25 protein-coding genes and 1 pseudogene are annotated in these 23,964 nt (G+C 38.6%); 20 read left to right on the top strand and 6 right to left on the bottom strand.

The window, feature by feature from the left end; translation table 11 throughout:
• Positions 1 to 209: 209 nt before the first annotated feature.
• Together IGJ95_RS10540 and IGJ95_RS10535 are read right to left on the bottom strand one after the other, a co-directional pair.
• On the bottom strand, positions 210 to 356 hold the full coding sequence (locus IGJ95_RS10540; RefSeq protein WP_010734785.1) for a putative holin-like toxin: 147 nt from the start codon (positions 354 to 356) through the stop codon (positions 210 to 212).
• 310 nt (positions 357 to 666) lie between these two features.
• Positions 667 to 762, bottom strand: a pseudogene (locus IGJ95_RS10535) (putative holin-like toxin); the annotation flags it as partial.
• A gap of 851 nt (positions 763 to 1,613) precedes the next feature.
• On the opposite strand from IGJ95_RS10535, the gene IGJ95_RS10530 reads away from it, so the two are divergent.
• The 11 genes from IGJ95_RS10530 (at position 1,614) to rhaM (ending at position 11,770) form a co-directional block, all read left to right on the top strand.
• Complete coding sequence (locus tag IGJ95_RS10530; protein ID WP_194179471.1) at positions 1,614 to 2,750, top strand: GLUG motif-containing protein; 1,137 nt, start codon at positions 1,614 to 1,616, stop codon at positions 2,748 to 2,750.
• A complete protein-coding gene (locus tag IGJ95_RS10525; RefSeq protein WP_375148501.1) occupies positions 2,707 to 3,513 on the top strand; it encodes a hypothetical protein in 807 nt (268 codons plus the stop codon). The genes IGJ95_RS10530 and IGJ95_RS10525 overlap by 44 nt, the downstream gene beginning before the upstream one ends.
• A 239-nt stretch (positions 3,514 to 3,752) precedes the next feature.
• The gene (locus IGJ95_RS10520) at positions 3,753 to 4,322 is read left to right on the top strand and encodes an LPXTG cell wall anchor domain-containing protein (RefSeq protein WP_010734788.1); all 570 of its coding nucleotides are present in this window, start codon (positions 3,753 to 3,755) and stop codon (positions 4,320 to 4,322) included.
• 384 nt (positions 4,323 to 4,706) lie between these two features.
• Positions 4,707 to 5,339, top strand: a complete 633-nt coding sequence (locus tag IGJ95_RS10515) for a response regulator transcription factor (RefSeq protein ID WP_010734789.1) — start codon at positions 4,707 to 4,709, stop codon at positions 5,337 to 5,339.
• Positions 5,340 to 6,470, top strand: a complete 1,131-nt coding sequence (locus IGJ95_RS10510; protein WP_023520089.1) for a sensor histidine kinase — start codon at positions 5,340 to 5,342, stop codon at positions 6,468 to 6,470.
• 65 nt (positions 6,471 to 6,535) lie between these two features.
• A complete protein-coding gene (locus IGJ95_RS10505; protein ID WP_023520088.1) occupies positions 6,536 to 7,471 on the top strand; it encodes an ABC transporter ATP-binding protein in 936 nt (311 codons plus the stop codon).
• Positions 7,472 to 7,482: 11 nt separating this feature from the next.
• A complete protein-coding gene (locus IGJ95_RS10500; protein ID WP_438761839.1) occupies positions 7,483 to 7,743 on the top strand; it encodes a hypothetical protein in 261 nt (86 codons plus the stop codon).
• An 84-nt stretch (positions 7,744 to 7,827) separates the two neighbouring features.
• Positions 7,828 to 8,583: an ABC transporter permease gene (locus IGJ95_RS10495; RefSeq protein ID WP_438761837.1), complete on the top strand. Its 756-nt coding sequence runs from the start codon at positions 7,828 to 7,830 to the stop codon at positions 8,581 to 8,583.
• Positions 8,583 to 9,713: an ABC transporter permease gene (locus IGJ95_RS10490; RefSeq protein WP_023520086.1), complete on the top strand. Its 1,131-nt coding sequence runs from the start codon at positions 8,583 to 8,585 to the stop codon at positions 9,711 to 9,713. The genes IGJ95_RS10495 and IGJ95_RS10490 overlap by 1 nt, the downstream gene beginning before the upstream one ends.
• Before the next feature lie 265 nt (positions 9,714 to 9,978).
• Positions 9,979 to 11,049 (top strand): hypothetical protein, encoded by a 1,071-nt coding sequence (locus IGJ95_RS10485; protein WP_010734795.1) that lies wholly within the window; start codon positions 9,979 to 9,981, stop codon positions 11,047 to 11,049.
• Between the two features lie 397 nt (positions 11,050 to 11,446).
• Complete coding sequence (gene rhaM / locus IGJ95_RS10480) at positions 11,447 to 11,770, top strand: L-rhamnose mutarotase (protein ID WP_010734796.1); 324 nt, start codon at positions 11,447 to 11,449, stop codon at positions 11,768 to 11,770.
• Between the two features lie 73 nt (positions 11,771 to 11,843).
• Here the strand turns inward: rhaM and IGJ95_RS10475 are convergent, their stop codons facing one another.
• Entirely contained in the window at positions 11,844 to 13,784 is a 1,941-nt protein-coding gene (locus tag IGJ95_RS10475; RefSeq protein ID WP_010734797.1) for an ABC-F family ATP-binding cassette domain-containing protein, read from the bottom strand.
• Positions 13,785 to 13,999: 215 nt separating this feature from the next.
• On the opposite strand from IGJ95_RS10475, the gene IGJ95_RS10470 reads away from it, so the two are divergent.
• On the top strand, positions 14,000 to 14,656 hold the full coding sequence (locus IGJ95_RS10470; protein ID WP_010734798.1) for a redox-sensing transcriptional repressor Rex: 657 nt from the start codon (positions 14,000 to 14,002) through the stop codon (positions 14,654 to 14,656).
• 252 nt (positions 14,657 to 14,908) lie between these two features.
• Positions 14,909 to 17,152 carry an ATP-binding cassette domain-containing protein gene (locus IGJ95_RS10465; RefSeq protein ID WP_153830263.1) on the top strand — a complete coding sequence of 748 codons (2,244 nt, stop codon included), beginning with the start codon at positions 14,909 to 14,911 and terminating at the stop codon, positions 17,150 to 17,152.
• Positions 17,153 to 17,205: 53 nt separating this feature from the next.
• Here IGJ95_RS10465 and IGJ95_RS10460 read toward each other — a convergent pair whose 3' ends face one another.
• On the bottom strand, positions 17,206 to 17,556 hold the full coding sequence (locus IGJ95_RS10460) for a thioredoxin family protein (protein WP_010734800.1): 351 nt from the start codon (positions 17,554 to 17,556) through the stop codon (positions 17,206 to 17,208).
• A gap of 278 nt (positions 17,557 to 17,834) precedes the next feature.
• Here IGJ95_RS10460 and IGJ95_RS10455 point away from each other — a divergent pair, with 278 nt between their 5' ends.
• The gene (locus IGJ95_RS10455) at positions 17,835 to 18,758 is read left to right on the top strand and encodes a permease (protein ID WP_023520083.1); all 924 of its coding nucleotides are present in this window, start codon (positions 17,835 to 17,837) and stop codon (positions 18,756 to 18,758) included.
• Positions 18,759 to 18,768: 10 nt separating this feature from the next.
• Positions 18,769 to 19,608 carry a TIGR03943 family putative permease subunit gene (locus tag IGJ95_RS10450; RefSeq protein ID WP_062804858.1) on the top strand — a complete coding sequence of 280 codons (840 nt, stop codon included), beginning with the start codon at positions 18,769 to 18,771 and terminating at the stop codon, positions 19,606 to 19,608.
• Between the two features lie 158 nt (positions 19,609 to 19,766).
• Here IGJ95_RS10450 and IGJ95_RS10445 read toward each other — a convergent pair whose 3' ends face one another.
• Positions 19,767 to 20,240: a threonine/serine exporter family protein gene (locus IGJ95_RS10445; RefSeq protein ID WP_153830262.1), complete on the bottom strand. Its 474-nt coding sequence runs from the start codon at positions 20,238 to 20,240 to the stop codon at positions 19,767 to 19,769.
• Positions 20,241 to 20,255: 15 nt separating this feature from the next.
• Complete coding sequence (locus IGJ95_RS10440) at positions 20,256 to 21,008, bottom strand: threonine/serine exporter family protein (protein WP_438761834.1); 753 nt, start codon at positions 21,006 to 21,008, stop codon at positions 20,256 to 20,258.
• Between the two features lie 224 nt (positions 21,009 to 21,232).
• On the opposite strand from IGJ95_RS10440, the gene IGJ95_RS10435 reads away from it, so the two are divergent.
• From IGJ95_RS10435 to ruvX, 5 genes are all read left to right on the top strand, one after another.
• The gene (locus IGJ95_RS10435) at positions 21,233 to 21,622 is read left to right on the top strand and encodes a TetR/AcrR family transcriptional regulator (RefSeq protein WP_010734805.1); all 390 of its coding nucleotides are present in this window, start codon (positions 21,233 to 21,235) and stop codon (positions 21,620 to 21,622) included.
• A 3-nt stretch (positions 21,623 to 21,625) separates the two neighbouring features.
• Complete coding sequence (locus tag IGJ95_RS10430) at positions 21,626 to 22,006, top strand: hypothetical protein (RefSeq protein WP_023520079.1); 381 nt, start codon at positions 21,626 to 21,628, stop codon at positions 22,004 to 22,006.
• Between the two features lie 283 nt (positions 22,007 to 22,289).
• Positions 22,290 to 23,009, top strand: coding sequence for a DNA/RNA non-specific endonuclease (locus IGJ95_RS10425; RefSeq protein ID WP_010734807.1), 720 nt, complete (start codon positions 22,290 to 22,292; stop codon positions 23,007 to 23,009).
• A 258-nt stretch (positions 23,010 to 23,267) separates the two neighbouring features.
• Positions 23,268 to 23,534 (top strand): IreB family regulatory phosphoprotein, encoded by a 267-nt coding sequence (locus tag IGJ95_RS10420; RefSeq protein WP_002290885.1) that lies wholly within the window; start codon positions 23,268 to 23,270, stop codon positions 23,532 to 23,534.
• Positions 23,531 to 23,962, top strand: coding sequence for a Holliday junction resolvase RuvX (ruvX, locus tag IGJ95_RS10415; protein WP_010734808.1), 432 nt, complete (start codon positions 23,531 to 23,533; stop codon positions 23,960 to 23,962). The genes IGJ95_RS10420 and ruvX overlap by 4 nt, the downstream gene beginning before the upstream one ends.
• Positions 23,963 to 23,964 lie beyond the last annotated feature (2 nt).

Here is a 23,964-nt window from a genome sequence, read left to right as displayed (position 1 = left end):
TTAAGTCGGAATCTATTGGTCCAGCCAATTAGTTGTCTCCATAAATCCTTCTTATATATCAATCAGAATTGAAGAAGAAGCCGAAGTTGTGCTATAATAAAAACGAAAAAAGGAACTGCGTCAACAGTTCCCTTTTGACAGCACCGCTAAACCCGGTGACAGAATTTTATTCTAAGTTGGAAATAGTCGTCTCCGGGAAAAAGTGACGGCTATTTCTTTTTGTCATTTTTGTTGGTCAAGGCTAGGATGCCAAAGATCAAAGTAGCGGTAAATGAACCGAAACTGATCATTAGCCCTAACGCTGTTTCAACAGACAAAAGGCTTCTCCTTTCTTCGATTTCAGTACTTATCTCCATAAGCACCACCACCTTTTTTGAAGTCGCCACCGTCATTCAACTTTACTGTCCCAAAAAGTATAGCATATCGCCCTAGATAGAGTCCTTGAACTTTAGATAAACACGGATGTTTTTTTGAAAAATTTGTATGTTCACTTAAAATACACTGAATCAGGAATCAGAATTGAAGAAGAAGCTGGAGTTGTGCTATAATAAAAACGAAAAAAGGAACTGCGTCAACAGTTCCCTTTTGACAGCACCGCTAAAAGCTAGTGGCAAGTGTAATAGTTAACTCAAAGAGAAGTAAACCATCGGCTCGCTAAAGTGACGGTTACTTCTCTTTGTCATTTTTCAGCATCGTAACACCCAAACCAACTAAAGCAACGGTAAACATACCGAAAGCTATCATTGTTTGGATTGTTTCATATCAAGACAAAAAGGTCAGTTACTTAGAGTTAGAAAAATGACACTATCAATTTAAGCGATTACGTCCTTTTCAATGGGCTCATATTTTGAATATCTAAAAAATAGTTAGTTGTTTATCTGTATCTGCGTAAATCAATTGCTAAGAAAAAGAAAGCAATCAGAAAATACATCCGTGTATTTTCTGGTTGTTTTTCTTTTTTTCTTATTTTTGTCAGTTAAAAGATCCGAAAATACTATCAAAATAAAATAACAAAAAAAATATTTGTTTTATGATTGATCGAATCATCATTCATGGGGTTATCGGACACCTTCGCTTTTGATTGCCTGAATTAACAATGATTAACCTTATCATTTTATGAGGAGTAAAATTTACAATGTGCAAGTTGGCGGTTGTTTTTTCTATTTTTAGGAAACATTATAATTATCATTCTATGAAACGAAGTAAGAGATCGACAAATTAGTAATTAAACTGGAAGCCGTTAAGAAGATATTGAAAGTTCTCTCGATTCAGAGAGGGACATACTTTTATTTTAGTGGAAAATAAAAAAGATTTTTTTTGCATAACAATGTTTTAATATCTTGTGTTTCCTTATTGGTAAAAAAGTAATAACAAGAAGTTTCATGAAGTAAACATGAACTTTCATATCATAAATAAAAAAACATTTAGTTATAATATAATTGGAGTTCTCTAATTATAGGTGCTGCTTAGATAGTAAAAAAAGTTCATTTATCAAATTTTTTATGAGATAATTTGTATATAAATTAAAATATGGTTAGAGAGCGAAGGGCGGACATATTTATGATTAAACTGAACAAGAAAAACTTATTGCAAATATATTTTTAAGTTCAATGGTGTTAACGCAAACAGTACCGACTTTTGCAAACGTTCTAGAAGATATTGATCCAGTAAGACATACAGTTATTGAAGAAGAGCCAATAGACGAAGAAAAAGAAAGCTTTGATGATGAAATCATAAATGAAAAAGTGTCTTCCGAGGAAGTCGTGGTTCTGGAGGATGATCGTCATGTGGTGGTAACTGAAGAAGACGACCATGTAACACTCGAGACAACCGATCAACTGGTTGAAGTGCAACAGACAGTGATGGAAGAAATGGAAGCGCAAAACGAAACGATCATTGAATCGTACTTTTCTGGAGCAGGTGATGGTTCTCTCACCTCGCCCTTCCAAATCACCACTGAAGCTGAATTGAATGAAATGCGAAATGATCTCACGGCGCATTACCAATTGATGAATGATATTACACTCACTTCAGATTGGATACCTGTTGGATATGGGACAACTTTAGCAACAAAATTTACTGGAAGTTTTACAGCTGAACCTGGAACAGTGATCCGTAATATGATAGTGAATACTGGGGTACAACTTGGGGATCTGCATAATCGTGGGTTCTTCGGTGTGACAGACGGTGCAAAGATTTCCGAGATCACATTAGAAAATCCTCGGGTTGTGGGAGGGCTCTACGGAAATAATGTTGGGGGATTGATTGGTCAAATCAATGACCTATCTAAAGGACCAACGACCGTCACTGATTCTACTGTTATTGGTGGAAGTATTGAAGCAAGTGGGAATAACATTGGTGGACTAGTTGGTTATATGGCGAATACTGTCGCAGGTACTACGATTGCGCGCTCATCTTCTTCAGCAACGATAACAGTTAATGCCAATCCTTACATGTATCCTCAAGCTGTTGGGGGGCTGATCGGAGTAAATGGAAATACAGTTGTAGATAGTTATGCCACAGGAAATGTCACAGCGAATACAACCAATACTGGAGGACTAATTGGTCTGAATAGCTGGGGTAAAGTCAGCCGCTCGTATGCTACTGGGAACATTGACAGCCCGGAAAGTGAAAACGTGGGAGGTTTGATTGGTGGACACGACTTCTACAGTACAGTAGTCGATTCCTATGCGACAGGCGATGTTATTGGGAGAACGAACGTTCGGGGCCATTCATCCATATGCGATTGAAGTAGCACGCAACTATAGTACAGGACATGTAACTGGCATTGAAGCTGTTGGCAGTTTTGTCGGTAATGCCGGCTCTTTAACAATCAAAAACAGTTATGGGATGGGGGATGTCACTGGAGAATCCGATGTCGATCATTTCGGTTTAGGTGGAACGAATATCAATAATTACTACTATAATAACTCTGAAGCTTTATACGGCGGGGTTCCAGTTGGTGGTCAAGTGATCAAAGATGTCATTGAATTGCGCACGCAAGCGACTTATGAATCAAATGGTTGGGATTTCGGTAGTACTTGGGTGTGGGATACTGCGACAAATTATCCGAAGCTAGGACTAGGTAACGAGATGGATACTTTACCGATCAATGCGTTAGGAGAAACGCTTCAAGTGCCATATGGTGGAGCAGAAACAAAGATTCCACTTACTGATGTCTTTTCTTTATTCGGACGAGGTGGAAATCCAGATGATTATCTTTTTGAGACAAATGCGGATGGGGTAAGCATTTCAGCCGATGGTATGGATTTGATCTTGGAAATTTCTAGTGTTGGGATTTATGAAGTGACTGCTACACCAATCAGTCGTATCACTACATTAGAACCTGGACAGAATTGGAATAAAGCAATGATTGAAGTGACTCCGGCTGAGATCATTCTAGAAAAAGGGACAGTTTTTGCTCGTTCATTCAATGGAACGACTGAAATTGATCATTTCGATATGCCGACGTTAACTGGGGTGGCACCTGGAGATGAGGTGATTTGGCAATAAGCAAGCTTCCAATATACGAATAGTGCTGCTGGAACGAATACGATCGAAGGAGCGAACTGGACCATTGATTGGGGCACGGTTAACCTTTCCAACTATGAGGTTACCGGCTTACCGACTATTGGGAATCATGAGTATCTGGTCACAGATCTCTTTGATGTCGAAGCAATCACGAAAGCAGCCGGTGCATTTCTGAGAATAGATGAGGAATTAGCAAAACAAAACAATACAATACCCATGAAGTGATCACGATTGCGGATACTGCACTTCTACACCATGACGACACCCCAAATACACCAGGCGAGCACTGGTACCATGACCATGCGGAAGAATTGCTGCAAGATGTGACCTACCTGATTTACGACACAGATCCACAAGCCACTCCGCTTGCACGAGTAGTAGCTTATGCGGATGGTGTAGCAGCGGTAGATGGGGTTTTTGTAGGATTAAGTGCCAACACTACCTATTGGATCACTGCAATTTCAGATGAGAGCGACAACTTTTTAGCAGGGGAAGAGTCTGAACCCATTATGCTTACTACAGCACAGTCGGGAGGCACTGGGAATACTGGAAATGGTGGGAATAACATCAGCGCTCCTTCTGGCAACAATCAGTCAGGCAACAATCAAACCGGCACGACTCCAAATGGTGGTAGTGGCAGTGTAGCGACAAATGTTGCATCAACAAAAAATAATGGCAGAGACAGCAATCTACCGAAAACTGGCGAAGTAGCTAGTACATTCGCATTACTTGGTTTTGGCTCGGTAGGTACAGCTTTAGCTAGCTGGCTGAAGCGTAAGAAAAATAATTAAGTGGTGACATAAAGATTGAGCTAATTGTGTATAGTGTCAAGAAATATTTTTATGAATCTAGAATTTGTTTTTCGGATTTTTAGGTTTTGGACTATTTCTGAGAACTAACATGATTGTCTCAATCTTTTTTTCGTTGATTAAAAAAGAATAGGGAAGATCAGTGAGTAGTCATTCGACAGACAATCGTCGCCTACGGGCTCAAACTTCTATTTGCTGATTCTTTCGAGTATACTATAAGAAAAGATCAAGTACGAGAGGCAAAAGAAATGAACTCATCAAAAAAAGATAACACATGCAAAGACTACTTTGTAAGTAGAAGCCAACACTTTTTGATTTGATTGCTTGTTACTCCTACTTGCTCAAAATAAAAAATGGAGAATCACTATGACAAACATTTTATTAGTAGATGATAGTGCACTGATTACAAGCGGCTTAAAAATCATTTTAGAAAGTACAAACGATTTTCAAGTAGTGGGTATTTGTCATGATGGGCGTTCAGCTATTGCTTTTTGCGAAAAAAATCAAGTCGATCTTGTATTGATGGATGTCCGAATGCCGGGAATGGATGGCGTCACTGCTACGCAACAGATTACGGAAGAATATCAGATACCTGTCATCATTTTAACTACGTTTGATGAAGATCGTTACATAGAGGAAGGGATACGCAACGGTGCAAGTGGTTACTTGCTGAAAACAACTCCTCCTGAAGCGGTGATCCAAGCAATCAAGAGTGTGTTACAGGGACAAACGATCCTTTCGAAAGAAATCCTCGTGAAGGCAACGCAACAATTAGGTAACAAGAATGATCAAGAAGCAGATCTCTCCTTACTGACGGAACGAGAGCAAGAAATAGCCTACCTCGTCGCAAAAGGAATGACAAATAAAGTGATTGCGCAAACACTATTTTTAAGTGAAGGAACTGTCCATAACAATCTTTCAATGATTTTAAAAAAATTGAACTTGGATCATCGTACGCAATTAGCGATCTATGTTCTCACAGGTGAGGTTATGACGTAGATGCAAACAATCAAATTATCGATCAACTTGCTATCGATCATTGGTTTGATCGGGTTGATGATCTATCAAACATCCGCTACCATTTTGATGTTTGTCATTAGTTTAAGTATGGTATGGTTGACATTTTTTTTCTTAGGCGAAAGTTTTCAGAAACATCGGCCTTGGTTTGTTGCTTTGCAATTGATCAGTGTTCTATTGAGTTTGATTTTTGTCGAACAAGCGATTTTTCTATTGTCACTTTCCTTGCTGCAAGGTTATTTTTGCTTCCAAAAATCATGGTTACTTTTAGTCGTAGCCTTGATCAATTATAGTGTTGGCAGCTTTTTTCTCTCTGATTCACTTTATTTTCTCTTTGTACTGTGGGTAAGTGGGATGATCAGTATCGTTTGGTCTGCGGAAAAAATGATGAAACAACAAGAAGAGTTAACTACTTCTTCCGATTTTTTACGGATTGAACGAAACAAATTATCAAAACTCTTTGCACAAAGCACTTTGAATGCTGAAGCGATGCAAAAAGAAGCAACGTTAGTAGAAAGACAACGGATCATTCATGAAATCCATGACCATCTTGGGCACGACTTAACGAGTTGCTTGATCCAAATAGAGGCGGCAAAGGTCATCAATCGAGAACAACCGGAACAAGCGCATCAATTATTGAGTCAATCTGCTGGTCGCTTAAGAAAGTCGATCAACGAAGTGCGCAACGTGTTACATGACGAGCGACCAAAGAATGAAACCTTGAACATCAATAAAGTAAAGGCTGAACTCCAACGTTTCTCCGAGACTCACCAGATTATCGTGGATTTCCAATATAGCGGTTCCTTAGATAAAATCAGTCGTTTTCATTGGCAAGTATTAGCGGCGAATTTGAAAGAGTTTTTGACGAATACGTTGAAATATAGTGAAGCTTCAACGGTTACGGTGCGTTTACATGTGTATCAAAAATTTTTACGATTTGAATCGAAGAACAATGGAAAAAGTGCAATAGACTATCGTAAAGGTCTGGGGATCGTAGGAATGGAAGAACGAACAGCCGTATTGAGCGGCAAATTGTTGATCGATGGCACGGATGGTTTTCACATCACCACGATATTACCTTTTGATGAAGAACATGAGATTTCTAATTCGTAAATCATGAGAAACTGTACTATTACAGTTTCTCTTTTTTTTATAAAATAAAGAAAAGGAGTGATTGAATGAATATACTCAGTGTGCAAAAATTGACAAAAAAATTTGGACAGAAAATTGCTGTGGATGGTGTGTCATTTGAAGTACCAGAAGGAACGATTTTAGGGTTACTAGGTCCAAATGGAGCAGGAAAGTCAACCGTTATCAATATGATTACTGGTTTATTGAATAAGACATCTGGAACGGTTCAGTTGTTTTCAGAAGAGATGAGCGAGCGAAAAAGAGAACTTAGGCGAAAATTAGGCGTTGTTCCGCAAGAGTTAGCGATTTATTATGATTTGTCTGCTGAAGAAAATGTCCGCTTTTTTTGTGGGCTATATGGACTCAGAGGGGAAGAACTAAAAAAGAATGTAGAAAAGGCATTGAGAACGGTTGATTTGTATGAACGAAGAAAAGAGCGACCGAGTGCTTTTTCTGGAGGAATGCAACGACGATTGAATATTGCAATGGCGATTGCCCATCAACCTGCTTTACTGATCATGGATGAACCGACAGTGGGGATCGATCCACAATCTAGAAATTATATTTTAGATGCCATTGAAAAAATGAAAGAAAACGGTACGACGATCATCTATACGAGTCACTATATGGAAGAAGTCGCACGTTTGGCGGATGAAATCGTCATTATTGATAAAGGTCAAGTGATTGCTATCGGTAGTGAAGAAGAATTGGTGAATCTCGTCACGGATAAAATCAATCTGCAAATCACTGTGGAGAATCCAGAGGCACTGGATTTAGAAGAAATCAATAATATTAACGGGATCATCAATGTTTCACTCGACAAACAGCAAGTACAGATCGTGACGGTGCTTGAGAGCAAATTGTTGAATCAAATATTAATGATACTGATCAAGCAAGAAGTTAGCGTAGTCGATGTACTGCAACAAGCTCCAGATTTAGAAACAGTTTTTCTTAGTTTGACTGGACGTAATCTACGTGATTAGGAGGAGTGAGTATGAATGAAAGAATAATTATCCGGACCCTGATACAAAATTTTCGTGAAAAATCCAATTACATTTATTATCTCGCTTTTCCGATCACGTTGATGTTTATTCTAGGGGCCGTCCTCCAAGGTGTATTCAATAATGACATAACCTCTGATATGGAGCCATTGACGGTACAATATCAGGTAGACGATCAAGAAGTTCGTGAAATATTCCAACAAGTAAGTTCTTTTGCAGAAGGTGCTATTCATTTTGAAGAAGTGACAAATTAAAAGGAAGGATTAGCGAATATAAGACAACAAGAAGCTGATGCTTACTTACATTTTTCCGATCGCATCGAAGTGCAGAGTCGGGAATTGACCAATGTAGAAAAAACAATCCTACAAAGCTATCTAGTAGAAATCGTACAGGAAATCAAACGACAAAGTTTCATTATGGAACAGCACTTGCCACCAACTACTGGCCTAGTTTCAGCAGAGCAGTTTACAGAGGCGATTGTCGTCGATCAAGAAAATCAACGAGAAAGCGCATCTTCCTACCAATACTATGCGATTGCTATGATTAGTCTATTTGTTTTATATTTTTCTGAAATTGGTCTGAGCATGTTTCGAGAAGCACGACAGCATGGAACGGTGCAAAGAGAATTAGTCACGCCACTTAGCCGTAAAACAATCATTTTTTCGACATTTTCTGGACACTTCATATTTGGCATGTTGGTAGTGTTGGTCTTGATGCTCATCTCTCAATTTTTATTTGATGTTCCATGGTATTTAAGATTTGGCTTTTCTTACCTAAACTTAATCGCACTTATGGGCAGTTTTCTCGCACTCGGTTTATTTTTAGAAACCATTGGAGACCGTGATGAAAAAAGAATTGGTTCTGGCATTACCCAGATATTTATTCAACTCACTGGATTTTTAGGTGGTGCCTATTTTCCAACGAATGAAACAATGATGGGATTGTCACCATTAGGTTGGGTTTTAGCATCTGTAAGAGAAAGTTTGTGGACCAACAATTCCTTACAAGGGTTAGGTATCTATGGAAATTTTGGGTTAATGTTTGTTTTACTCATGTCGTCAGTCGTCATTTTAGATAAAAGGGAGGTATTCTAATGAGAGATATCTTTTGGATCGTTAGAGAACGGTTGGTTCTTTGGAGAAATCGACCATTGCAAATCTTGTTTCTTTTAGGAATTCCTTTCTTGAGTGTCGTCCTTTATCTTTTTGCTTATGGAGATCAAGAAACGAATCTACTGACGATAGGGGTAGTTGATCAGGACCGCTCATCCTATAGTGAATTGCTTATTGAAAGTTTGGAAAAACGAGTCAGCGTTCAGGAAATTGGTTCAGTAGAAGAAATCGATCAGGTTCTTTCCCGACAACAGGCGGTGGCAGTCATCACAATCCCTAAAGGTTATCAAGAAAATGTTTCTGAAAATACGAAACTCTCTCTCCGAACATTCCAAAAAGGGGAGCTGTTGGAGAATATCGACCGATTGACCCAACGCGCATTGGCAGAAGTTTCTAGTATCCATCTGTTAGCAGAAGCTGAAGGGGAGGACGAATCGCTGGAACGCTTGAAAGAATCGACAGAAATCGAGATCAAGCAAGTAGATCAAAGCACAACGACCGAACGAATGTCAGTGCAAATCGTTGGCTTTTTGTTGATGATGTTTCTTTTCCAAGCAGGTAATTTTGGAACGACGACGATTCAACAAGAACGACGAAATAAAATTTATACGCGTTTGATGACGACTTCGGTAGCTAAAAGTACGTATTTTATCGGGACAACGATTTTTGCGACATTCGCTATGCTGATCCAAGTAATGTTAGCAGTTATCGTCATGACAAGTCTATTCAACATCGACCCAGGGTTAAGCGCTTTTGATTTGATTGGCCTACTAAGTCTATTTAGTTTATTAGCGGTAGGTTGGTCGATCGCGATTGGTGTGCTTGCACCAAGTACAAGTGTGGCAGCGGCTTTGCAAAGTATTTTGATTACCGTCACAAGTTTACTATCGGGTGCTTTGATCCCCCATGAGGTGATGCCAGAATTGATGCAGAACGTATCGATGATTACTCCGCAATATTGGGTCTTGACGATTATCAAAAACCTTCAATCCGGACAAACATGGGGAGCTAACAGTAGGGAAATACTCATCTTGGTCATTTATATTCTATTCTTTCTAAGTTTGGCGATATATGGATATACGAGAAGAACGAGGCAAGAAGTATATAGCTGAGCAAAAAAGCGTGAGGTAATTTATGATGGATACGCCACATTAAAAGAAAAACAAGAGACCGATACAGAAGTATTTAACCTCGAAAAATAAGGCGTCATCCACGGAATTTGTGTTTCAAATTTTTGTGGATGGCGCCTTGTTTTTGAAGAGGTTAAGTTCAATAAAAACGTCAAGTCTTTTTTTTGCATGTATAAGAAAAGAAAGGCGAACGAATCGATTTACAAACTGTATACTCATTTTATCAACAGAAACAAGGAGGAATATTATGGGAATCAGCCAACGTATCAGGAATATCTTTAGTCAAAATCAGGAACCAACCTTGACGATTGAAAATCAACAAACTTCTTTTAATGAGTTTGACAAAACGGTCAAAGAAGAAGTAGAGAAAATTCTAAAACACCAGATACCTGACGGGGCTTGGTCAAGTAAGGAAGCTGCCATCATTCGCCTCCAACAAGCAGAAAAAATTGCAATCAACTGCAAAGACAGTGGACAAAATGAGTTGACTAATCAAATAACTAAGTATTACGATAAAAATTTCTATTTATCGGATTATATACATTTATGGTTAAGTATCGATAAAGAAAAACTTGAGCAATTTCAGCAACAGAAAAATCGAACAATCGATGCAAATGTCGATGCTAGTGTGCTTACGAGATTAGTTCAGTCATTAGAAGAAACCGTTGATATACGAAAGGGAATCCTTCAGTTCTGCTTAAAGAATCCAAAGTACAATCGACTGCTGAAGGATGAGGTAAGAGAAGAAGTGAGCCACCGAGCGAAACCTAGCTTTTTTATGCTTGATCCGATGATCCAAGAATATTTGAAAGACATGGACAAGCAAGAAGCCGCTATTCCATCAACGAATGTTCAAGAAGATTCATTGACTAACCTGTCATCAGAGAGCGTATTAGAAAAAAATAATCGTCTGAAACAAGAACAGGATGCTAGACGAGTGGGTGTATTTGAAACGGTGATGGTTCAAAATAGAAAAATGACCATCCTAGAAAAAAACAAAGAGCCCCAAGAATTAGGAACAGCGTCATCAAAAGATGATCAGAGTCAAAAAAAACAGTTATCATCAGTGCTAGATGCGAGCAAGAATAGCGCCAGACAAAAAAATAAGAAGGCTATTATCATCGCGAATAGGAAAGTAACCATTTATCAAAAGAAACAAAAATCAATGAATAATAGAAGAAGATTCGTCTTTATTCGGAACCAACTAAGAAAACTTAATTTCAGAAATCGAAAAAAAATAAGTTTCTTAAAGCAACAAGCAAAAGCAAGCAAGAAAGTAAGAAGTAGACGAACCGATTACTTTAACTACCTTAGATAAGGGGAAAACAAGGTGTAAAGTTTATCCTATGGAATGATTATCTTGTTACTAAGTAACTAAAGGACTTAGCATTTTACTTTTTCTTAATGAATTATCCTAACAAAAGACAAATATTATAGTGAAAATTCTTCAAACTTTTCTTCTATTCTATATACATACCAACCAACAACCCTATACTTTTTCATTTTTACTCCTCAAGTAAAAATAAACTCCTAGACCGCGGCCACCCACCGCGGTCGCTTTTTTGTCCTATGATGAATTCCTGTGAATCTGCCACCATTATCCTTATTTTTTGCTATTGTAAACGCTTGCTTTAAATTGGAAAATAAAGAAGTAAGAACCAAATGATAATTGCTAGGGTCGAGCAGATCGAACAATCAGTGAAAGGGGAATAAAAATGATCAAAAAAGCAGTAAAAATGAAGTTGTACCCAGGATACGAAGCAGAGTACCTCAAAAGACACCATGAATTGTGGCCGGAGATGCGTGACATGTTGGCTGAACATGGTGCGCGCTCTTATTCGATTTTTCTTGATCCAGAAACAAATACTCTTTTTGGGTATCTAGAGATTGAAGATGAAGAAAAATGGCGCCATGTACCAGAAACAGCAATCAATCAAAAGTGGTGGGTGTTCATGGAAGATCTGATGGAAACAAATCCAGACCATTCTCCAGTAACTGTCGAATTGAAACATGTTTTCGATTTATATCAACAAGTCTAAAGTAAAACCGCTGAAAGCAGGATATAAAGCCAGCTTTCAGCGGTTTTGTTTAAAAAGGATGACAGGAGCGAGTCTATTGATTATTTTCGATTTCTTCTAACTCAAGACTCAAGTTTTCCCATTCAGACAACTTTTCTTCTTGTAGTTGATGTGCTTCATCAAGCGCTTGATTTAATTCATTCAATTTGACATGATCATCTAATACAGCAGGAGAAACCATCTGTTGTTCGAGTTCATCCACTGTTTCTTCTAGTTGAGCCATATCTTCTTCGATTTGCGTGATCTTACGTTGCAAGCTCCGCATGATCTTTTGTTGCTCTTTGCTTTGGAAGTAAGTGGATTTGTTTGTTGAAGGCGTGCTGACCTCAGGTTGTTCAGCTGCTAACAGTTCCGCAATTTCTTCTTCTTCTTTTTTCTTTTCTAAATAATAATCATAGTCCCCCAAGTAGACTTTGCTTCCGTTTTCTGAGAGTTCAATGACTTTAGTGGCGATACGATTGATGAAGTAGCGGTCATGAGAGACAAAGAGCAATGTTCCTTCATAGTCGATCAATGCATTTTCCAACACTTCTTTATTGTCGATATCTAAGTGGTTGGTTGGCTCATCTAAAATCAAAAAGTTCTCTTGATTCATTGCTAGCTTAGCTAACGCGACACGTGCCTTCTCTCCACCACTTAACAAGGGGATCGTTTTTTCAACGTCTTCACCAGAAAATAAAAAAGCGCCTAAAATCGAACGGATATCTTTTTCTGGAACGGTTGGATGTTCATCCCACAATTCAGCTAGAATCGTTTTATTAGTGTGCAGTTCCGCTTGTCCTTGATCGTAATAACCAATGCTGACATTCGTACCAAGTGTTTCTTTTCCACGGATGAAAGGCAGCTGTTGGATGATCGATTTTAGTAAAGTGGATTTACCGATTCCATTTGGTCCCACTAATGCGATTGCTTCTTGACGACGGATATCCAAGTTGATTGGTTCAGATAAGATGGTGCCGTCATAGCCAATAGCGGCATCTTCTACTTGCAACACAACATTTCCCGAAGGTTTCGCCACGTTGAAGAGAAAATGAGCTTGTTTCTCATCTCCTTGTGGACGGTCTAACCGTTCCATTTTTTCTAATGCCTTTCGACGACTTTGGGCACGTTTTGTCGTTGACGCACGGACAAGATTTCTGGCAACAAAATCTTCGAGTTTATTGATTTCTGTTTGTTGTTTTTCATAGGCTTTCCAATCAGAAGCTAATTGTTCAGCTTTCATATCTAAATATTTGGAATAATTTCCTTTATAGTGACGCATCTTTTTCCGACTTAGTTCATATACCTCAGTCGCCACTTTATCCAAGAAATAACGGTCATGGGAGACAATCAGAAGGGCACCAGTATAACTTTGCAAATAGTTTTCCAACCAAGCAAGTGTTTCGATGTCCAAGTGGTTGGTTGGCTCATCCAGGATCAAGATATCTGGATGTTGTAAAAGCATCCTAGCTAAAGCTAATCTTGTTTTTTGACCACCAGATAACGTATCGATTCTTTGCTCGTAAAACGACGGATCAAATTTGAATCCATGCAATACAGAGCGAATTTCATTTTCATAACTATAGCCGTTCTTATCAGAAAAATCATGCTGCAATTTATCATATTCTTTCAAGAAGGCTTGATAAGCCGGCGTGTCAGGAGTGCCTTCACTGATAAATACTTCAAGGTCACGCATCCGCTGTTCCATCAAGCGCACTTCTTCAAATGCTTTTAGCATCTCATTCCAGACGGTTTCAGTGGAATCTAATCCTGTATCTTGGGCCAAATAACCAAGGGTAGCTGTTTTATTTTTTGCGATATTACCTACATCTGGGGCTTCAATGCCAGCAATGATTTTTAATAATGTCGATTTACCGGCGCCGTTACGTCCGACTAAAGCGATACGTGCGCCCGTTTGGATCTCTAAGTGGATATTTTCAAATAAAATCTCAGCGCCAAAATGGCGAGCGATTTGATTGGCTTGTAATAGTATCATCGAATCCTCTTTTCTACTTTGTGAATTATCCTAGAATTTCATGGACTTTTTCTATTGTAGTCTACCACAAATTCATAGTTACTGCGAGGTTCTGAGAAGCTAGGAAAATGAGAATAAGAATAAAAATTCACAATATACAAGCAACGAAATTGATTTTTTTGTGTAAGTACTGATATGATGTATAAATCGAGAAGAAATACAGTGGAGGTAATGAAGTGAAAGACCATGTAATTCCAAAGGCAACCGCAAAACGCCTGCCTTTATATTATCGTTATTTAAGAATCTTGAATAACGCAGGTAAGAAAAAAGTTTCATCAACTGAACTAAGTGAAGCAGTCCAAGTAGATAGTGCGACGATCCGTCGTGATTTTTCCTATTTCGGCGAACTAGGAAAACGTGGTTACGGTTATGATGTAGAGGACTTGATGCATTTCTTTGCAAAAACCTTGAATGATGACCAATTGACGAACGTTGCATTGATCGGGGTCGGTAATCTAGGAAGTGCTTTGTTGAAATATAAGTTTCACCAAAGTAATAGTATCCGTGTCAGCTGCGCTTTTGACGTGAACCCAGAAATCGTGGGTCGGATCGTTGATGGTATCCCCGTTTATCCAATGGATGACATGATCGAACAAATCAAGATCCAACAAATCGAAGTGGCAATCTTAACGATACCTGCCGAAAAAGCACAAGAAGTAGTGAATCGTTTGACAGAAGCTGGTGTCAAAGGGATATTAAACTTTACATCTGCTCGACTAAATGCACCATCCGAAGTATTGATCCAAAATGTCGATTTGACGAACGAGTTACAAACGTTGATCTACTTCTTGCATTCCGATGCGTCCTTGCATGAGCATGACGACAACGAATAACCGGAAATAAAGAAAAGTTAAACCATCAATGACAAACTATTTTTCTATTCACTAGAAAAAATAGTTTGTTTTTTTATGATCTTTTTTAGAAATAGATAAAAATAAGTGATATTTTCCTTCATTGGCGTCTCTTCAATTAGGAGGCTGATAGGTGAACAACTGAAAGCTTCGAAATTTATTATAGTGATACATTGTTTCTGTGTTATAATAATACTTCACCAAAAAAATCGATGGAATACGGGAGGATCAGCAATGCAGGAATATATCAGGATACATAATGCCAGACAGAACAATCTAAAAGGGTTTGATTTACAAATCCCAAAAAGAAAGATCACGATTTTTACAGGTGTCTCCGGTTCGGGAAAATCTTCCATCGTTTTTGATACGATTGCCCAAGAAGCGGGAAGACAACTCAATGAAAATTTCTCTAAATTTGTGCAGAATTTCTTACCTAAGTATAGTCAGCCAGAAGCAGATGCCATCGACAATTTATCTATGGCAGTCGTTGTAGATCAAAGCCGTTTAGGTGGGAATTCGCGTTCAACACTAGGAACGATCACAGATATCAACCCACTGATCCGCTTGCTTTTCTCTCGTATTGGCATTCCCCATTTAGGCCCCGCTTGGAATTTCTCATTCAATGATCCTCACGGCATGTGCCCAGCGTGTGAAGGGATTGGTCGGATCGTTGGATTGAATCTAGACAAAGCGTTAGATTTAGAAAAATCGTTGAATGAAGGAGCGATTATACTTCCAGGCTACAAAGTCGGATCTTGGTTATTGAAGTCTTTCACGAACACAGGTTTTTTTGACAATGATAAGCCATTAAAGGATTATTCAACAGAAGAAATGGAAAAGTTCTTGTATGTTTCAGGAGAAAAAATCGATTCGTTGTATATGGAAGGGATGAGTTCGACCTATGAGGGATTAGTTGCACGTTTCAATCGTTCCAATATCAAAGGGGGCAATGAGAGCTCTGCCGCGACCCAGAAAAAAATCGCAGCGTTCATGGATGAACAAAGATGTCCAGAATGTCAGGGAAAACGATTCAATCAAAAGGTTTTGGGCTGCAAGATCAACGGATATTCAATCGCAGATTTCTTAGCGATGCAACTGGATGAACTATTAGAAATCTTACCGGGGATCACAGATGAAATGATCCAACCAGTGTTGAAAAATCTCCAATCACGACTACAAGATCTGATCAATATTGGGTTAGATTACGTTTCTTTAGATCGCGAGACAGCGACTTTATCTGGAGGAGAAAGCCAACGAGTGAAAATGGTCAAGCACTTATCTTCTAGTTTGAATGACGTCATTTATATCTTCGATGAGCCTAGTATTGGGTTACATCCACGAGATGTTCATCGGTTAAACGAACTATTGATCAAATTGCGTGATAAAGGAAACACGGTCATTGTTGTAGAACATGATCCAGATGTCATCAAAGTAGCAGATCATATCATTGACGTTGGACCAAAAGCAGGAAAAAATGGTGGGTATATCACCTATGAAGGTAGTTACGAAGGATTACTGGCTTCAGATACATTGACAGGAAAAGCTTTTGGACAAATGACAGATTTCAAACAGGAGCCAAGAAAAACAGACAAGTTTATTGAAACTTCAAAATCGACATTGCATAATCTTAAAAATACTTCTCTCAGAGTACCATTAGGTGTTTTTACAGTAGTGACCGGAGTAGCTGGTTCAGGAAAGAGCAGTTTAGTGAATGGTGTGTTTGCGAAGGAGTACCCGGAAGCAATCAATATCGATCAGTCAGCTGTTGCAGGGAATATTCGTTCTAACCCAGCGACTTATTCAGGGATCATGAACGATATCCGCAAGGTCTTCTCGTTGGAAAATAATGTTTCTGCCGGACTGTTCTCTTATAATTCAGAAGGGGCATGTGAAACTTGTAAAGGACATGGTCATATCAAAATGGAATTATCTTTTATGGATTCTGTAGAGGTCCTTTGCCAAGTCTGTGGCGGTAAACGATTCAAAGAAGAAGTTTATCAGTACAAATTAAAAGAGAAATCGATCGATGAAGTATTAGCGATGAGTGTGACTGAAGCGGTGGCATTTTTTGAAGAAAAATCGATTCAACGAAAATTGAAACAAATTTTAGAAGTAGGGCTAGGATATATGACGTTGGGACAACCGTTAAATACATTGTCAGGAGGAGAATGTCAACGGTTGAAACTGGCGAAAGAATTAAGTAAAAAAGGCAATATCTACATTATGGACGAACCAACAACCGGTTTACACATGGCAGATATCAAGAGTATCTTAGAAATCATCGAGCGGTTGGTCAATAAAGGCAATACGGTCATCGTCATTGAACATAACCTGGAAATCATGAAGGCGGCAGATTGGTTGATCGATGTAGGGATCGATGGGGGAATTCGTGGTGGCGAGATCCTTTATGAAGGAACACCAGAAAAAATCGGTACTTGTGAACAGTCGATCACAGCTCGTTATTTGATGGATGTTTAAATAAAAAGAGCGACAAGTCATTGTTTGTAGAAAATGACTTGTCGCTCTTTTTTCTAGTGATCAAATAAAGTATCGTAGCCGATTTGATCACTTGATTCATTTAATTGATCTAAATGCTTTGTCAGTTGTTCAAATTGAATAAAGCGGGCTTGTCGCTCGACTTCTTTTCCAAAATGGAAGAGCAAGATCACTGGTGCAGTAAATGCTTGGAATGTGCCAGCTACTTCCGGCATCTCGAAGGCATCTAAATGATACGCTGGGAAATTATAATGAGTCAATAATTGTTCCAATTTTGGCACTACTGCATGACAAACACTACAATTGGGGGTGGAAATCGCAAGCACGACAGTCGGTTCTTCTTGGATAGTTTTTAAGACTTCAGTTAAATCATGGGTTTCTTTCATGGTGATAACTCCTTAAGGTTACTTTTAGCACATCGCTAATTCGATGGTGAAAAAGTATTCAGTCGTATACAGATAGAAAATAGGCAAATGACTCTCTTCTTTTTACCTGAATCTTCATCTTAGCTGTGCTAAAAGTAAATCCTTATGACGGAGATGTCAATAAAAAAGCTTTTTTTGATTTCTTAAACTTATGAAAAAAATTTAAGCTTTCTTGTATTTTATTGAAGAAAAGCGTATATTGATGGGCGAATGAAGTTCAAATGACAAGGAGAAATTATATGTTTTCGTTTATTCCAAATTCGGTATCGCAGATGGGAACGATTTTTTTATCGATCGTTATCGAAGCCTTGCCGTTTGTTTTATTGGGATGTATCATCTCAGGTGCTTTACAAGTATTTTTGACCCCCGAACGTGTCAAACGATGGTTACCTAAAAATCGCTTTTTATCGATTATTGTTGGGTCTATTTTAGGTTTTTTCTTTCCTTCATGTGAATGTGGGATCGTTCCAATCGTTCATCAGTTTGTAAAAAAAGGGGTTCCTGTCCACACAGCATTTGCGTTTATGCTCACTGCGCCAATCATTAATCCAGTCGTGATCTTTTCAACTTTTATTGCATTTGGCAATACTTGGAAAATGGCGGGACTGCGTATGTTAGGAAGTTTTATTGTCGCACTGATCGTAGGTGTCTGGTTGGCCTATATCCAAAAAGGCACAATCTTGAAGTCTTCATTTGATTCAGCGATGGTTGAGCCTAACTCCCATACACATGAGCATGAGGAAGTGGAAGCAATCGCACCACAGAAATGGGGATATCGAATCCTCCATGTCTTGACTCACTCGATTGATGAGTTCTTCGATACGGGCCGCTATTTGATCATTGGCGGTTTGATTGCTGCAGGGATGCAAACCTATTTACCTACGAGAGTGATGTTGACGTTAGGTTCGACAAAGCTATTAGCCATTTTGATCATGCTAGTATTGGCATTCACGATGTCTCTTTGTTCCGAGGCGGATGCGTTTATTGGTTCCTCTTTGTTAAGTCTTTTTGGAACAGCGCCAGTTGTTGCTTTCTTAGTTTTTGGACCAATGGTGGATATCAAAAACCTATTGATGATGAAACGTTACTTCAACACACGCTTCATCGTTTCATTGATCGGGCTGATTGCCTTAAGTGTTATCGGCTTTACACTATTTATTTAGGAGGAGAATCATGCTGCGATTTTTGATTTTATCTGGTTATTTTGAAATGATGATGTATCTTCAAGTTTCAGGGCGTTTAGATCAATACATCAATGTCCATTATCGTTATTTGGCAGTATTATCCATGGTTTTATCTGCCTTACTAGCCTTAGTTCAGTTGTATCTTTGGGTAAAAGCAGATGGAAAAAAAGGAGTCCATGAGTCCCATGATTCTCATGATCACGGATTATCAAAACCGTATCAGCGTTGGATTGCTTATCTCTTATTAGCCTTGCCGATCGTTGTAGGAACACTGTTTCCGACAGTTAGTTTAAACACAACGATCGTGGAAGCGAAAGGGTTCAACTTTCCACTAAGCAAAGAATCTGTCGGTGATCCACAAGTGCAAACGCAATATTTGAAACCAGATACGAGTATTTATTTCAATAAATCCGACTATCAAGATCAAATGAATGAGTTAAAAGACAAATACGAAGATGAACAAACGATTGCGATCACAGACGATAATTATTTAGAGATCATGGAATTGATCTACAACTATCCAAGTGAATTCATTGGTAAGAAAGTCTCTTATGAAGGCTTTATCTATCAGTCGAAAAATGACAAGGCTACTGATACCTTTCTCTTTCGATTTGGGATCATCCACTGTGTTGCTGATTCCGGGGTTTTTGGATTGTTGACGCATCTGCCAGAAGGAATGACTGTGAAAAATGATGACTGGTACAAAGTCGAAGGAACGATCCAAACCGATTTTTATCAACCTTTCAAGCGAGAGATTCCTTCAGTCGTAGTGACGAAAGTAGAAAAAATCACTGCTCCTGAAAATCAATATGTGTATCGTGCATTTTAAATGAACGAAATAAAGTTGTAGTCATGTACAACACAAATAAAAAAGTGATAAGAGATGAAACTCGTAAGAATTTCATCTCTTATCACTTTTTTTATTAAAGCTTGCAAGAATCCCACAGTATGATTGCTCTGTACAAAAAAGATTAAAGCGAGAAACGCTCATTTTTTCTTTCTTCTCTTCAATACAATCGCTTCACGTTTCAGTTTAAAACTACGGATATTGTGGTTGAATACTTCTGATATCACTAGACCTAAGGCAATCGCTCCAGCAATCATGATCGCTTGAACAGTGAAAAATGCCGCATCTTGATAAGCACTTGTAACTAAACTGCGAACAGCTTGATAGGCTAAGCCTCCAGGAACCAGTGGTACCATACCGGGGATATTGAAAATCGTGACGGGCATTTTTAGTTGTTTAGAAAAAAGATCACTAGCAAAAGCAACGCCTAATGAACCTAGTAATGAACCTAAAGCTGCACCGCCACCCATAGCTAGACACAACCAATAGATCATCCAACCTACGGCACCAGCTAAACCACACCAAACTAAGGCTTTCCTTGGCACATTAGTGATGATTGCAAAGGCAGCGGTCGCTAAAAAGCTAAAAGAAAATTGAATCAATACATGCCACATGGCTAAAGTCCTTTCTTAGTAGAAGATTTGAAAGATAAAGGCGATTGCAAAACCAATCACCGCCGCAGTCATCATCGCTTCTGCTCCACGAGAAACACCAGAAACGTAGTGCCCCGCTAATAGATCACGAATCGCGTTGGTGATTTGAACACCAGGAACCAACGGCATGACACAACCAATGATGATCAAATCCTGATTGAGACCGATTCCTAAACGCACACTTAAAATAGCGGCAATGCCGATAATCAAAGAGGAAAGGAATTCAGCTAAAAACTTGATTCTAAAAAAACGCAAACTGCAAAGATAAACAATGTAGCCCACTCCACCAATCGACAATGTGATCGGTAAATCTTTCAATTCGCCACCAAATAAAATCATGATCGTCCCGCTAATGATAGCAGCGCTGATGATTTGTAGCCATACTGGGAACATCCGACGATCTTTCTCGACTTCTTGTAATGCGCTATATAGTTCTTCCAAAGTCAATTCATTGGCAACATATTTTCTTGAAAGATTATTGACCTTGACTACTCTTTCTAAATTGATCGTTCGATTGGTGATTTGTTCCATGCGGATCGTCGAAGTCCGATCAAATCCGATAAATAGTCCTGTTTGGGTCACGTAGCTAACTAAGCGATAATTTCCAGAAGCAGAAGCGATCCGACTCATCGTATCTTCTACACGGTACATCTCTGCATTACTTTCCGTCATTATTTTTCCCGCCAATAAACAGGTATTAAGCAATAAATCTAAATCTCTTTCTGGCATGGCATTTTCTCCAATAGTTGTTTTCTTGTATTTATTTTACTACAAACAAATTGGAAAACGTATAAAAAGAAAACTTGAATCAAAAAAATAAGCAGTGAAAGGTAAAATAAGATCCAAGTGAGAACAATGCAGAATAGATCCAAGTGTTAAGTCAACAGTTAGGCTAAATCAAGCTTTTTGGTTAATTGTTGACCAATCGTTCAATAATGTGGCATAATTAAGTTATGGGAAGAACGAGAGAATTTAATGAAGAGAAAGTTTTACTAGAATCGGCAAAAATATTTGCCAAAAATGGGTATGCAGGGACGTCGATCAGTCAATTGGTAAAAGCGACTGGCTTGCTTCGAGGAAGTTTATACTCTGCTTATTATAGTAAAGCTGGTTTATTTACGACTTGCTTTAACTATATAGCTGAAGATGGAGTGACCGATAATGGGTTATTGATTGATTTATTGATCATCGCATTATTAGAACGTACGGCAGATGACAACGAAGTAAAGAAAGTCGCACAGAAGGTAATCACCGCTTTGGAAGAGAAAAACGAAGGTTCGATTGAAACGATCATTGCTGATCGAGTCATGCGTCGAGCGGATCTTACGGACAGGGGGAAGTAGAAAATGGCTAAAGTTGAAATCCAAAATGATCGATTGATCATCAGTATGGAGGGCGTACGAAAACTGTGGGCATTGAAAAATGAAATATCCACACCATTATCCAATGTATTAGGCGCAACTGTGGATGCCGATGTCTGGGAAGATACACCGAAATTTGGCGAAAAAAGAATGGGAGTTGATGCCTATGGACATTATTTTGCCGGAACATTCGTCCAAGATTCAAACAAGGTATTTTATGACCTCAAAAGAAAAGAAAACGCAGTCGTTATCACACTAAAAGATGAAGAATTCAATCGTCTCATCATTGGAGTAGAAGACCCAGAAGCAACAGTCGCGATGATTGAACAGGCAATGAACAGAGCAAACTTTGTAAAAGAAACTTGAAATAAGAATCGATGTTGAGCGCCTAATTGTCCTATCGGAAAACGTATTTACTTGGTGATAGAATAGATAAGAAGATCAATCGAATCGAGTGATGAAGTTTTAGTAACAACCTAGATTTCCTTTCACGTGGAAATTTAGGTTGTTTATTTTAGGAAATAGACTAAACATGCGTATATAATTTTTGAAGAAGGAATTGTTGAAAGAATTTAAATACTTCTTTATTTTAAAAAAGGGGAACATATGTTAAGATTTATGAAGTTCGACTGAATAAAGGAGTAGATACATGAACAAAAAAACAACCAAAACAATCATAGGAGTCGCAGTTGCTCTTTTAGCTGGTGCATTAGGGATTTCAACGACGCAAAAAGACTCTGATCTCGTTCAACAACTGACAGGTTTATTTGATTCAAAACCTCAAGTCTCACAAGTGGCGAATGTTCCAGAATACGACGGCACGCACCAAGAAATCGAAATCAATCAAAATAAGCCAACTTTTACAAAAGAAGAACTGAGCTTAGATAAAGGAACATGGGAAAGTTATTCCGATATCGATCGACTGAATCGTGTAGGTCAAGCCAATGCCATGTTAGGAAAAGAGATGTTCCCTAAAGAAAAACGTGAGTCTCTTTATATCGATCCTACAGGTTGGAAACAAAAAAAATTGAGTGACGGACAATGGCTTTACAATCGAAGCCACTTGATAGGTTTTCAGCTAACTGGTCAAAACAATAACATCAAAAATTTGATGACAGGGACTCGTTCGTTGAATACCCCTCATATGCTGGCACATGAAAATGATATTGCCGCATACATCAAAGAAACCAATCATCACGTTCGCTATCGGGTAACACCACATTTTGAAGGGGAAGAACTAGTAGCACGAGGTGTTCAGTTAGAAGCCCAAAGCATTGAAGATAACCAAATCTCGTTCAATGTGTTTATCTATAATGTGCAAGACGGTTATACGATCAACTATCAAACGGGGCAAGCTAAGAAAACATGATCCATAGGCGTTCGTTATTTGAATATTTTGTGAATTTTTTGAAAAAACAGAGAAAAGACTTATTTTTGATTAAATATCACGTATACTGTAAGAAAGTGTACTCATAAATGTTGGAATCGATACAATCAAATAAGAAATCATTATTATTTTTATATTTCCAGCGAAGTTGGAATATTTATTTGTAGTTTTACCACATTTCGAGTAAAATAAAGGGTGTAGAGGGTAATTTGACTACCCTGCGGAAAGAGGTGTAGAATCATGGGTTTTACAGATGAAACCGTACGTTTTGGTTTTGATGATAGTCGTAAAAAAGAAGTCAGCGAAACATTAGCGATCGTTTATCGGGCTTTGGAAGAAAAAGGCTACAATCCAATCAACCAGATTGTGGGCTACTTGCTTTCTGGAGACCCGGCCTACATTCCTCGTTATCGTGATGCAAGGAATCTGATCCGTCGTCATGAACGCGATGAAATCATGGAAGTGATCGTCAAAGACTATCTCTCAAATCATGGAGTGAATCTATGAGAGTGATGGGCTTGGATGTCGGCTCAAAGACTGTAGGTGTCGCTGTTAGTGATCCTTTTGGCTGGACTGCACAAGGCGTAGAGATCATTCGTATCGATGAAGATAAAGAAGAATTTGGATTTGAACGATTGGCAGAACTGGTCAAACAGTACGAAGTAGATCGTTTTGTTGTAGGCTTGCCGAAAAACATGAATAATTCAATCGGTCCGAGAGCAGAAAGCTCAATGGTTTACGGAGAAAAGATCAAAGAAATGTTTTCTCTACCAGTCGACTATCAAGATGAACGACTGACTACCGTCCAAGCAGAACGCATGTTGGTCGAACAGGCAAATACGTCAAGAGCAAAAAGAAAAAAAGTCATCGATAAGCTTGCTGCGGTGATGATTTTACAAAATTATTTAGATGGTTCGGGAAAACAACTATTTTAAAA

The organism is Enterococcus sp. AZ156, assembly GCF_051714165.1.
Lineage (GTDB): Bacteria > Bacillota > Bacilli > Lactobacillales > Enterococcaceae > Enterococcus_B > Enterococcus_B pernyi.
This window is presented reverse-complemented; position numbering and strand designations above follow the sequence as displayed.

What these genes read in the sequence shown, in the direction of transcription:
- IGJ95_RS10540 (WP_010734785.1), bottom strand. Translation starts at nt 356, where the DNA reads ATGGAGATAAGTACTGAAATCGAAGAAAGGAGAAGCCTTTTGTCTGTT.
- IGJ95_RS10515 (WP_010734789.1), top strand. Translation starts at nt 4,707, where the DNA reads ATGACAAACATTTTATTAGTAGATGATAGTGCACTGATTACAAGCGGC.
- IGJ95_RS10510 (WP_023520089.1), top strand. Translation starts at nt 5,340, where the DNA reads ATGCAAACAATCAAATTATCGATCAACTTGCTATCGATCATTGGTTTG.
- IGJ95_RS10505 (WP_023520088.1), top strand. Translation starts at nt 6,536, where the DNA reads ATGAATATACTCAGTGTGCAAAAATTGACAAAAAAATTTGGACAGAAA.
- IGJ95_RS10500 (WP_438761839.1), top strand. Translation starts at nt 7,483, where the DNA reads ATGAATGAAAGAATAATTATCCGGACCCTGATACAAAATTTTCGTGAA.
- IGJ95_RS10490 (WP_023520086.1), top strand. Translation starts at nt 8,583, where the DNA reads ATGAGAGATATCTTTTGGATCGTTAGAGAACGGTTGGTTCTTTGGAGA.
- IGJ95_RS10485 (WP_010734795.1), top strand. Translation starts at nt 9,979, where the DNA reads ATGGGAATCAGCCAACGTATCAGGAATATCTTTAGTCAAAATCAGGAA.
- rhaM (WP_010734796.1), top strand. Translation starts at nt 11,447, where the DNA reads ATGATCAAAAAAGCAGTAAAAATGAAGTTGTACCCAGGATACGAAGCA.
- IGJ95_RS10475 (WP_010734797.1), bottom strand. Translation starts at nt 13,784, where the DNA reads ATGATACTATTACAAGCCAATCAAATCGCTCGCCATTTTGGCGCTGAG.
- IGJ95_RS10465 (WP_153830263.1), top strand. Translation starts at nt 14,909, where the DNA reads ATGCAGGAATATATCAGGATACATAATGCCAGACAGAACAATCTAAAA.
- IGJ95_RS10460 (WP_010734800.1), bottom strand. Translation starts at nt 17,556, where the DNA reads ATGAAAGAAACCCATGATTTAACTGAAGTCTTAAAAACTATCCAAGAA.
- IGJ95_RS10455 (WP_023520083.1), top strand. Translation starts at nt 17,835, where the DNA reads ATGTTTTCGTTTATTCCAAATTCGGTATCGCAGATGGGAACGATTTTT.
- IGJ95_RS10450 (WP_062804858.1), top strand. Translation starts at nt 18,769, where the DNA reads ATGCTGCGATTTTTGATTTTATCTGGTTATTTTGAAATGATGATGTAT.
- IGJ95_RS10445 (WP_153830262.1), bottom strand. Translation starts at nt 20,240, where the DNA reads ATGTGGCATGTATTGATTCAATTTTCTTTTAGCTTTTTAGCGACCGCT.
- IGJ95_RS10440 (WP_438761834.1), bottom strand. Translation starts at nt 21,008, where the DNA reads ATGCCAGAAAGAGATTTAGATTTATTGCTTAATACCTGTTTATTGGCG.
- IGJ95_RS10435 (WP_010734805.1), top strand. Translation starts at nt 21,233, where the DNA reads ATGGGAAGAACGAGAGAATTTAATGAAGAGAAAGTTTTACTAGAATCG.
- IGJ95_RS10430 (WP_023520079.1), top strand. Translation starts at nt 21,626, where the DNA reads ATGGCTAAAGTTGAAATCCAAAATGATCGATTGATCATCAGTATGGAG.
- IGJ95_RS10425 (WP_010734807.1), top strand. Translation starts at nt 22,290, where the DNA reads ATGAACAAAAAAACAACCAAAACAATCATAGGAGTCGCAGTTGCTCTT.
- IGJ95_RS10420 (WP_002290885.1), top strand. Translation starts at nt 23,268, where the DNA reads ATGGGTTTTACAGATGAAACCGTACGTTTTGGTTTTGATGATAGTCGT.
- ruvX (WP_010734808.1), top strand. Translation starts at nt 23,531, where the DNA reads ATGAGAGTGATGGGCTTGGATGTCGGCTCAAAGACTGTAGGTGTCGCT.